The organism is Streptomyces sp. NPDC058632 (assembly GCF_042717095.1).
GTDB lineage: Bacteria > Actinomycetota > Actinomycetes > Streptomycetales > Streptomycetaceae > Streptomyces.
In genome coordinates this window covers 1-11,311 of sequence record NZ_JBHXQZ010000151.1, presented here as the reverse complement: position 1 = coordinate 11,311, position 11,311 = coordinate 1, and the positions used below count along the sequence as shown (strand labels likewise).

At 75.9% G+C, this 11,311-nt stretch carries 2 protein-coding genes; both read left to right on the top strand.

The window, feature by feature from the left end; all coding sequences use genetic code 11:
* The coding region (locus tag ACFWVE_RS33740; RefSeq protein ID WP_384022676.1) for an SDR family NAD(P)-dependent oxidoreductase at positions 1 to 9,327 on the top strand (9,327 nt) is incomplete at its 5' end.
* A gap of 50 nt (positions 9,328 to 9,377) precedes the next feature.
* Positions 9,378 to 11,311: type I polyketide synthase (locus tag ACFWVE_RS33735; protein WP_384022673.1), on the top strand; the 1,934-nt coding region annotated here is incomplete at its 3' end.

Genomic DNA, 11,311 nt, shown 5'->3' with positions numbered 1-11,311 from the left:
GAGGCGTGGGCGTGCGGCGCGGACGTGGACTGGGACGCCTTCTACGCGGGCACCCGCCCGCGGCGCGTCGACCTCCCCACCTACCCCTTCCAGCGGCAGCACTACTGGCCCCGCTTCGCCGACTCCTCCGGCGACGTCACCTCCGCCGGACTGGAATCGCCCGACCACCCGTTGCTCGGCGCCTCCGTGGAACTCGCCGGCGGCGACGGACTCGTCGCCACCGCCCGCTGGTCCCTGCGCAGCCAGCCCTGGCTCGCCGACCACGCCGTCTTCGGCACCGTCATAGTCCCCGGCACCGCACTCGTCGAGTCCGTCATCCGCGCCGGTGACGTCCTCGGCGTCGGCAGCGTCGACGAACTGACCCTCCAGGCACCCGTCGTCCTCCAGGAGCGCGGCGAGGTCCAGGTCCAGATCGGCATCGGCGAAGCCGACGACTCCGGCCGCCGCCCCGTCACCGTCCACACCCGGGCCACCGGCCCCGACGGCGACACCGAGGACCTGTGGACCCTGCGCGCCCAGGGCACCCTCGCCGAGCCCGGCGCCCCCGCCGCGGCACGGCCCGAGGACTTCACCGCCTGGCCGCCGCCCGGCGCCACCGCCCTGGCCGCCGACGGCTTCTACGACCTGCTCGCCGGCCGCGGCTACGAGTACGGCCCCGTCTTCCAGGGCGTGCGCGCCACCTGGCGGCGCGGCGACGACGTGTTCGCCGAGGTCGTCCTGCCCGACCAGGCCCGTGGCGACGCCGCCCGGTTCGGCATCCACCCCGCCCTGCTCGACGCCGCCCTGCACGCCGCCGGGCTCGCCCCCGGCGGCGACGACCGCACCGTCGTTCCCTTCGCCTGGTCCGGCGTGTCCCTCTACGCCACCGGCGCCACCGCGCTGCGCGTACGGATCTCCCCGGCCGGCGAGGACACCGTCACCGTCCACCTGACCGACCCGAGCGGGGCGCCCGTCGCCGTCATCGACTCGCTGGCCGTCCGCGAGGTGGCCGCCGAGACCCTCGACCCGTCCGCACGGGCCGCCCGCGACTGGCTGTTCCACCTCGACTGGACCCCCCTCACACCTGCCGCCACCCCCGCCCACGCGACCGGCTGGGCCGTGCTCGGCACCCCGGACGCCCCCATCACCGCCCCCGACGGCACCCCGCTGCCCGCCCTCGCCGGCCTCACCGCTCTCGACGACGCCACCGGCCAACCCCCCACCGCCGTCCTACTGTTCGCCGGACAGAACGCGACGGCCGCACCCGGTGAGGACGCGACGGCCGCCGTCCCTCCCGGCGACGACACCCCGGCCGCCCCGGACACCGTCCTCGGCGAGGTCCTGAGCACCGTCAACGACTGGCTCGCCGACGACCGCACCGCGGACATCCCCCTCGTCGTGGTCACCCGGGGCGCCGTCGCCACCGGACCCGGCGATCCCGCGCACGACCTGCCCGGCGCCGCCGTCTGGGGCCTGGTGCGCTCCGCGCAGTCCCAGCACCCCGGCCGCCTCGTCCTCGCCGACCTCGACATCCATGAGGACTCCTGGCAGGCACTGCCCGCCGCGCTCGCCACCGGCGAACCGCAGCTCGCCCTGCGCCAGGGCACCGCTCATGTGCCCCGGCTGACCCGCCCCCGCACCGTCGACGCCCTGGCCGCGCCCGACGGCGCCGACGCCTGGCGCCTCGACATCCCGCTGAAGGGTTCCGTCGACCAGCTGGAACTGGTGCCCTGCCCCGAGATCACCGACGAGCCCGCGCCCGGACACGTCCTCATCGAGGTACGGGCCGCCGGCCTCAACTTCCGCGACGTCCTCAACACCCTCGGCATGTACCCCGGTCCCGCCGTGCTCCTCGGCGCCGAAGCCGCGGGCGTCGTCACCGCCACCGGACCCGGCGTCACCGGCTTCGCGCCCGGCGACCGCGTCATGGGCCTGGTCACCGGCGGCTTCGGCACCCACGCCGTCGCCGACGCCCGCATGGTCGCCCCCATGCCCGACGGCTGGACGTTCACCCAGGCCGCCTCCGTTCCCGTCGCCTTCCTCACCGCCTACTACGGTCTGCGCGACCTCGCCGGCCTCGCCGCGGGCGAGTCCGTCCTCGTACACGCCGCCGCCGGTGGCGTGGGCATGGCCGCCGCCCAGCTCGCCCGCCACTGGGGCGCCGAGGTCTACGGCACCGCCGGCGACCACAAGCGGCGCCTGCTGCGCGCCGAGGGCTGGGCCGACGACCACCTGGCCTCCTCCCGCACCCTCGACTTCGAGGACCGGTTCCGCGACACCAGCGGCGGACGCGGCGTGGACGTCGTACTGAACTCGCTGGCCGGCGACTTCGTCGACGCATCCCTGCGCCTGCTCGCCCCCGGCGGACGCCTCGTCGAAATGGGCAAGACCGACGTCCGCGACCCCGAGCAGGTCACCCGCGACCACCCCGGCGTCGCCCTCTACCAGGCGTACGAACTGCGCGAGGCCGGCGAGGACCGCATCCAGGAGATGTTCGCCGACCTCACCCGCCTCTTCGCCGACGGCGCCCTCAGTCCGCTGCCCACCGTCACCTGGGACGTCCACCACGCCCGTGACGCCTTCCGCCACATGGCGCAGGCCAAGCACTACGGCAAGATCGTCCTCACCGTGCCGCGCGCCTGGAACCCCGACGGCACCGTCCTGATCACCGGCGGCACCGGCACCATCGGCGGCATCCTCGCCCGCCACCTCGTCACCCGGCACGGCATGCGCCACCTGCTGCTCACCGGCCGCCGCGGCCCCGACGCCCCCGGCGCCGCCGCCCTGCGCGACGAACTCACCGCCCTCGGCGCCGAGGTCTCCGTCGTCGCCTGCGACGCCGCCGACCGCGACCAGCTCGCCGCGACCCTCGCCGCCGTACCCGCCGACCACCCGCTCACCGCCGTGGTGCACGCGGCCGGCGCCCTCGACGACGGAGCCCTCGAGCACCTCACTCCCGACCGGCTGCGCACCGTCCTGGCCCCCAAGGCCGACGCCGCCCGCCACCTGCACCGCCTCACCCGCGACCTCGACCTCGCGGACCTGGTGCTCTTCTCCGCCGGCGCCGGCGTCTTCGGCAACGCCGGACAGGCCAACTACGCCGCCGCCAACACCTACCTCGACGCCCTCGCCCACCGCCGCCGCGCCGACGGCCTGCCCGCCACCTCCCTGTCCTGGGGCCTGTGGGCCGACGCCAGCGCCATGACCGGCCACCTCGACGACACCGACCTCGCGCGCGTCCGCCGCTCCGGCGTCCTGCCGTTGTCCGCGGCCGACGGCATGGCCCTGTTCGACGCCGCGCTCGCCGCACAGCGCCCGCACCTGGTCCCCGTCCGCCTCGACACCGGCCGACTGCGCGCGGGCGACGGCGAGGTCCCGCACCTGCTGCGCGCCCTGTACCGGGGCCCGGTCCGCCGCACCGCCGAAGCGGGCGCCGCCGGCGGTACCGACGGACTGCGGCTGCGTCTGGCCGGCCTGTCCGCCGACGACCGGCTCACCCTCCTGCGCGACCTCGTCGCCACCCACGCCGCCGCCGTCCTCGGCCACACCGACCCCGACCAACTGCACGCCGGCCGCGCCTTCCGCGACCTCGGCTTCGACTCGCTGACCGCCGTCGAACTGCGCAACCGGCTCAACGCCGCCACCGCGCTGCGCCTGCCCGCCACCCTCGTCTTCGACCACCCGACCCTCGCCGAACTCGCCGCCCACCTCGACGGCGAACTCTCCGGCGGCGCCCCCGCCACGGGGCCCGCCGCTCCGGCACCCCTTCCGGCAGCGGCCGGGGAGGACGAGCCGTTCGCGATCGTCGGCATGGCCTGCCGTCTCCCCGGCGGGGTGCGCTCCCCGGAGGACCTGTGGCGGCTCCTCGCCGACGGTACCGACGCCATCGCCGAGTTCCCCGACGACCGCGGCTGGGACCTCGACGGCCTCTACGACGCCCTGCCCGGCGACCAGGTCACCTCCCGCACCCGCGAGGGCGGCTTCCTGCACGACGCCGCCGACTTCGATGCCGACTTCTTCGGCATCTCCCCGCGCGAGGCCCTCGCCATGGACCCGCAGCAGCGGCTGCTTCTGGAGACCGCCTGGGAGACGTTCGAGCGCGCCGGCATCGACCCCCGGTCGGTGCGCGGCAGCCGCACCGGCGTCTTCGCCGGCCTGTCCTCCAGCGATTACCTCAAGCGCGTCGCCCACGTCCCCGACGAAGTCGCCGGCTACGTCAACAACGGCAACGCCAACAGCGTGGTCTCCGGCCGCGTCGCCTACACCCTCGGCCTGGAGGGCCCGGCCGTCACCGTCGACACCGCCTGCTCCTCCTCCCTGGTCGCCCTCCACATGGCGCTCCAGGCGCTGCGCCGCGGCGAGTGCACCATGGCCCTGGCCGGCGGTGTCACCGTGATGTCCTCGCCGGAGATCATCGTCGACTTCTCCCGCCAGCGGGGCCTGGCCGCCGACGGCCGCTGCAAACCGTTCGCCGCCGCCGCCGACGGCACCGGCTTCTCCGAGGGCGTCGGCCTCATCCTCGTCGAACGCCTCTCCGACGCCCGCCGCAACGGCCACCAGGTGCTCGCCGTCGTCCGCGGCTCCGCCATCAACCAGGACGGCGCCTCCAACGGCCTCACCGCGCCCAACGGACCCGCCCAGCAGCGCGTCATCCGCCAGGCCCTGGCCGACGCAGGCGTCAGCGCCGCCGAGGTCGACGCCGTCGAGGCGCACGGCACCGGCACCCGCCTCGGCGACCCCATCGAGGCCCAGGCCCTCCTCGCCACCTACGGCCAGGGCCGCGACCCCGAGCGGCCCCTGCTGCTCGGCTCCGTCAAGTCCAACCTGGGTCACACCCAGGCCGCCGCGGGCGTGGCCGGCGTCATGAAGATGGTCCTCGCCCTGCGGCACGGCCTGCTGCCCAAGAGCCTGCACGTCGACGCGCCCACCCCGCACGTCGACTGGTCCGCCGGCGCCGTCAGCGTCCTCGCGGAGGCCACCGAGTGGCCCGAAGCGACCACCCCCCGGCCCCTGCGGGCCGCCGTCTCCTCCTTCGGCATCAGCGGCACCAACGCCCACGTCATCCTCGAACAGGCTCCGGCGGAAGCGGGGTTCGCCGGCGGGGCCGACATCGACGGTGACGACTCACCGGAAATTCCTGCCGACCGGCCGCTGCCCTGGGTGCTGTCCGCCCGCAGCGACGCCGCCCTGCGCGGCCAGGCCCGGGCCCTGCTCGCGCACCTCGACGCGCACCCCGACGCCGCGCCCGCCGACATCGCCCTGTCCCTCGTGACCCGCCGCGCCGCCCTGGAACGGCGCGCCGTCGTCGTCGCCACCAACCCGGGCGACTTCCGCGCCGGCCTCGCCGCCCTCGCCGACGACACCCCCTCGCCCGCCGTGACCAGCGGCGGCCGGGGCGCCGGACGCGACCGCAGGGCCGTCCTGGTCTTCCCCGGACAGGGCTCCCAGTGGGCCGGCATGGGCGCCGAACTCCTGGACACCTCCCCGGTGTTCGCCGAGCGGATCGCCGCGTGCGCCGACGCCCTGGCCCCGTACGTCGACTGGTCCCTCACCGACGTACTGCGCGGCACCGAAGGCGCACCCGCCCTGGACCGGGTGGACGTCGCCCAGCCCGCGCTGTGGGCGGTGATGGTCGCGCTCGCCGAGGTGTGGCGCGCCCACGGCCTCAAGCCCGCCGCGGTCCTCGGCCACTCCCAGGGCGAGATCGCCGCCGCCGCAGTCAGCGGCGCCCTCTCCCTCGACGACGCCGCGCGGATCGTCGCCGTGCGCAGTCTCGCCATCGCCCGCGAACTCTCCGGCCACGGCGGCATGGTGGCCGTCACCGCCCCGCACGACGAGGTCACCGACCTCGTCGCCGCACTGCCCGGCGTCTCGGTCGCCGCCGTCAACGGTCCCTCGTCCGTGGTGGTCTCCGGTGACACCGACGGCCTCGACACCCTCCTCGCCACCTGCGAGGAGCGGGGCGTACGCGCCCGTCGCATCCCCGTCGACTACGCCTCCCACTCCGCGCACGTCGACCGGCTCGCCGAAACCCTGCCCGCCGCCCTGGACGGCATCGAACCCCGCGACGGCGACATCCCGTTCTTCTCCACCGTCACCGCCGACTGGCAGCCCGGCACCGCCCTGGACGCCCCCTACTGGCACCGCAACCTGCGCGGCACCGTCCGCCTGGAGGAATCGCTGCGCGCCCTCCTCGACCAGGGCCACGACGTGTTCGTCGAGTGCAGCCCTCACCCGGTGCTCACCGTCGGCATCGAGGACACCGTCACCGCCACCGGAGCCGACGCGGTCGCCCTGGGCTCCCTGCGCCGTGACGACGGCGGCGCCGACCGGGTGCTGACCGCGCTCGCCGCCGCCCACGTCGCCGGAGTCCCCGTCGACTGGCGGCCCGCCGTCGCCCACGGCCGACCCGTGGACCTGCCCACCTACGCCTTCCAGCGCGAGCGGTACTGGCTGGAGGCGACCGGCGCCCAGGCGGACCCGACCGGCCTCGACACCGTCGTCCGGCTCGCCGACGGCGGCGCCGTCCTCACCGGCGGTCTGTCGCTGACCGCCCAGCCCTGGCTGGACGACCACCGCGTGCACGGCACCGCCGTCGTCCCCGGCACCGCCCTGCTCGACTGGGCGGTACGGGCCGGCGACGAGACGGGCTGCCCGGTCGTCGCCACCCTCGACGAACACATCCCGATCACCGTCCCCGACCGGGGCCGCGTCGACCTCCAGATCACCGTCTCCGCACCCGGAGGCACCGACGCCGACCCGGGCCGGCGCACGCTCACCGTCCACTCCCGCATCCCCGACGCGGACGGCACCGACGCGCCCTGGGCCCTGAACGCCACCGGCGCCCTCACCGCGGGCGACCCGGTGCCCGCCCCGGCCGGCCCGGACACCTGGCCGCCCGCCGGCGCCCGCCCCGCCGACCCCGACCGGGCCCACGACCGCCTCGACGGCAGCGGCCTGGACACCGGCACCGGCTTCCGCACCCTGCGCGCGGTGTGGCAGCACGGCACCGACCTCCTCGCCGACGTGGAGCTCCCCGAGGACGCCCATGCCGACGCCGGCCGGTTCCGCGTCCACCCGGCGCTCCTCCAGACGGCCCTCGCCCTGGCCGCCACCCCTGAGCACGCCGACGCGCCCGCACTGCCGTACCGCTGGCAGGACGTCACCACGTACGCCACCGGCGCCACCCGGCTGCGCCTGCGGCTGACCGGCGACGGCGGCACCTGGACGGTCCACGCCCACGACGGCACCGGAGCCCTCGTCCTCACCGCCACGGCCACCACCCGACCGGCCACCCCGGACCGGCTCCCGGCCACCACGACCCCCGACGCCCTGCACCGCGTCGAGTGGACCCCGTGGACCGGCGACACCGACCCCGCGGACCTCACCGGGCCCTGGGCCGTCCTCGGCGGCCCTGGACGCCTCACCGCCGCGCTCGAACGGGCCGGCGCCACCGTTCACGTCCACGCCACCCTCGACGACCTCACCACCACCCTGGACAGCGGCGACACCGAGCAGCCGGCCGTGGTCGTCGTCCCCCACACCCACGACAACGGCACCACCGGCGCGGCCGCCCAGGACACCGCGACCGCCGCCCACACCTCCGCCCACCGGGCCCTGCACCTGGCCACCACCTGGCTGAGCGACCCGCGCCACACGGCCACCCGCCTCCTCGTCGTGACCGAGGGCGCCCTCGCCACCGGACCGGACGACAGCGTCCCGGCCCTCGCCGACGCCACCGTCTGGGGCCTGCTGCGCTCCGCCCAGACCGAACACCCCGGCCGCTTCCTCCTGGCCGACCTCGACCCGGCCACCGGGGACACGTCCACCGACGGCGCGGGCGGCGACCACGCGGATCACGCCGACCCGTCGGCCACCGCCCTGATCGCCGCCGTCGCCGCGGCCGGCCGCACCGGCGAGCACCAGTTCGCCGTACGCTCCGGCACCGTCACCGTGCCCCGCCTGGTGCGCGCCGACCGCGACAGCACCACACCCGCGGACAGCACCCCGTGGGGCGACGACACGGCCACCGGCACCGTCCTCGTCACCGGCGGCACCGGCGTCCTCGGTGCCCTCGTCGCCCGCCACCTCGTCACCCGGCACGGCGTACGCCACCTGCTGCTCACCGGCCGCCGCGGCCCCGACGCCCCCGGCGCCGCCGCCCTGCGCGACGACCTCACCGCCCTCGGCGCCGAGGTCTCCGTCGTCGCCTGCGACGCCGCCGACCGCGACCAGCTCGCCTCGACCCTCGCCGCCGTACCCGCCGACCATCCCCTGACCGCCGTGGTGCACGCGGCCGGCGTCCTCGACGACGGCCTCCTCGACACCCTCACCCCGGAACGCCTCGACAACGTCCTGCGGCCCAAGGCCGACGCCGCCTGGAACCTGCACGAACTCACCCGCGACACCAAGCTCTCCGCGTTCGTACTCTTCTCCTCCTACGCGGGCCTCGCGGGCGGCCCCGGCCAGGCCAACTACGCAGCCGCCAACGCCTTCCTCGACGCCCTCGCCCAGCACCGGCGCGCCCGCGGCCTCACCGCCGTCTCCCTCGCCTGGGGCTTCTGGGAGGACCGCAGCGACCTCACCGGCGCCCTCGACCGAGCCGACCTCGCCCGACTGGACCGGGCCGGGATCCGCCCCCTCACCGCCGACCAGGGCCTCGGCCTGCTCGACGCGGCCACCGCCCTGGACACCGCCCACCTGGTCCCCGTACGACTCGATCCACGCGCCCTGCGCGCCGACCAGGTGCCCCCGCTGCTGCGGGCCCTCGCCCGGCCGGCCGCCCGCCGTGCCGCCGACGCCGGAACCACGGGCGGACCGCAGGACTTCCGCCGCAGGCTCGCCGCGCTCAGCGGCCCCCAGCAGCAGGCCCTGCTGCACCGCACGGTCCTCGGCCACGTCGCCGCCGTCCTCGGCCACGCCTCCGCCGAGGCGCTGGACTCCGGGCGCGGCTTCCTCGACCTCGGAATGTCCTCCCTGACCGCGGTCGAACTCCGCAACCGCCTCAACGCGGAGACGGGTCTGACCCTGCCCACCACCCTCATCTTCGACCACCCGGACCCCGCCGCCCTCGTCCGCCACCTGCGGGACGAACTCGGCACCGGCGACACCGGGTCCGGCGACGCCGGCCAGCCAGTCTTCGCCGAACTCGCCGGCCTCGAGGCCGCCGTCAGCGGCACCGAGCTCGACGACCAGGACCGGGCCCGCCTGGCCAAGCGACTCCAGGCCCTCCAGTGGAAGCTCGACGCCACCACGGAGACCACCGGCGAACGCGACGACACCGACCTCGACACCACCACGGACGACGAGATGTTCGACCTGATCGACAACGAACTCGGCCTCGCCTGACACACCCGGCCCGGCACCGCGTCCTTCCAGAACCAGAGGATTCCACCCCCATGGCAAGCTCCGAAGACAAGCTCCGCGACTACCTCAAGAAGGTCACCGCAGACCTGCGTCGCACCCGTCAGCGGCTGGAGTCTGTCGAGGCCGGCCAGAGCGAGCCGATCGCCGTCATCGGCATGGCCTGCCGCTTCCCCGGCGGCGTCCGCTCCCCGGAGGACCTGTGGCGGCTCGTCGCCGACGGCACCGACGCCGTCGGCCCGCTGCCCGACGACCGCGGCTGGGACCTCGACTCCCTCTACGACCCCGACCCCGGTACCCCCGGAAAGAGCTACGTCCGCGAGGGCGGCTTCCTCGACGGCGCCGCCGACTTCGACGCCGACCTCTTCGGCATCGCCCCCCGCGAAGCCCTCGCCATGGACCCCCAGCAGCGGCTCCTGCTGGAAACCGCCTGGGAGGCGGTCGAACGCGCCCGCATCAGCCCCGCCTCACTCCGCAACACCGACACCGGCGTCTTCGTCGGCGGCGCCGACACCAACTACGGCTCCCTCGCCCGCGCCACCGAGGAGACCGAGGGCCACAATCTCACCGGCGGCGCCATGAGCGTCCTGTCCGGCCGCATCTCCTACACCCTCGGCCTGGAGGGCCCGGCCGTCACCGTCGACACCGCCTGCTCCTCCTCCCTCGTCGCCCTCCACCTCGCCACCCGCGCCCTGCGCGCCGGCGAGTGCTCCCTCGCGCTGGCCGGCGGCGTCGCCATGATGCCGACCACCGAACTCTTCACCGAGTTCTCCCGCCAGCGCGGTCTCGCCCCCGACGGCCGCTGCAAGCCCTTCGCCGAAGCGGCCGACGGCACCGCCTGGGGCGAGGGCGTCGGTGTCCTCCTCGTAGAGCGCCTCTCCGACGCCCGCCGCAACGGCCACCCCGTCCTCGCCGTCATCCGCGGCACCGCCGTCAACCAGGACGGCGCCAGCAGCCGCCTCACCGCCCCCAACGGCCCCTCCCAGCGCCGCGTCATCGAGGCCGCCCTCGCCGATGCCCGCCTCACCCCCGACCAGATCGACGCCGTCGAGGCCCACGGCACCGGCACCACCCTCGGCGACCCCATAGAGGCGCAGGCCCTCCTCACCACTTATGGCCAGAACCGGCCCGCCGACCGGCCGCTGCGCCTCGGCGCCGTCAAGTCGAACATCGGCCACGCCCAGGCGGCCGCCGGTGTCGCGGGCGTGATCAAGATGGTCATGGCGATGCGCCACGGCGTGCTGCCCGCCACCCTCCACGTCGACACCCCCACCCCCAACGTCGACTGGACCACCGGCGCCGTCGAACTCCTCACCGAGGCCACCCCCTGGCCCACCGCCGACCACCCCCGCCGCGCCGGCGTCTCCGCCTTCGGCATCAGCGGCACCAACGCCCACGTCCTGCTGGAACAGGCCACCGACTCCGCCGGTACGGACACCGCGGAGGAGACGGCAGCCGGCGACGGCACGGGGCCGGAGGCTCCGGCCGTCGATCCCGCCGTGACCCCGTGGCTGCTGTCCGCCCGCTCCGAGGCCGCACTGCGCGCCCAGGCCGAACGGCTGCTCGCGCACCTCGGCGACGGCGCGAAGACTCCGGGCCTTACCCCCCGGTACGCCGACATCGCCCTGTCCCTGGCGACCAGTCGCGCCCCGCTGCCGCACCGCGCGGTGGTCCTCGCCACCGCCCCCGGTACCACCGCCGAGGCCCTCACCGCCCTCGCCGCCGCCGAACCCCACCCCGCCGTCCTCGAAGGCACCGCCCAGGGCGGCTCCACCGCCTTCCTGTTCTCGGGTCAGGGTTCGCAGCGGCTCGGCATGGGGCGTGAGCTGTATGGGCGTTTTCCGGTGTTCGCGGAGGCGTTCGACGCGGTGTGTGCGGGGCTGGACGGGCACCTGGAGCGGCCGTTGCGTGAGGTCGTGTGGGGTGGGGACGGGGAGGTTCTGAACCGGACCGTCTATGCCCAGGCGGG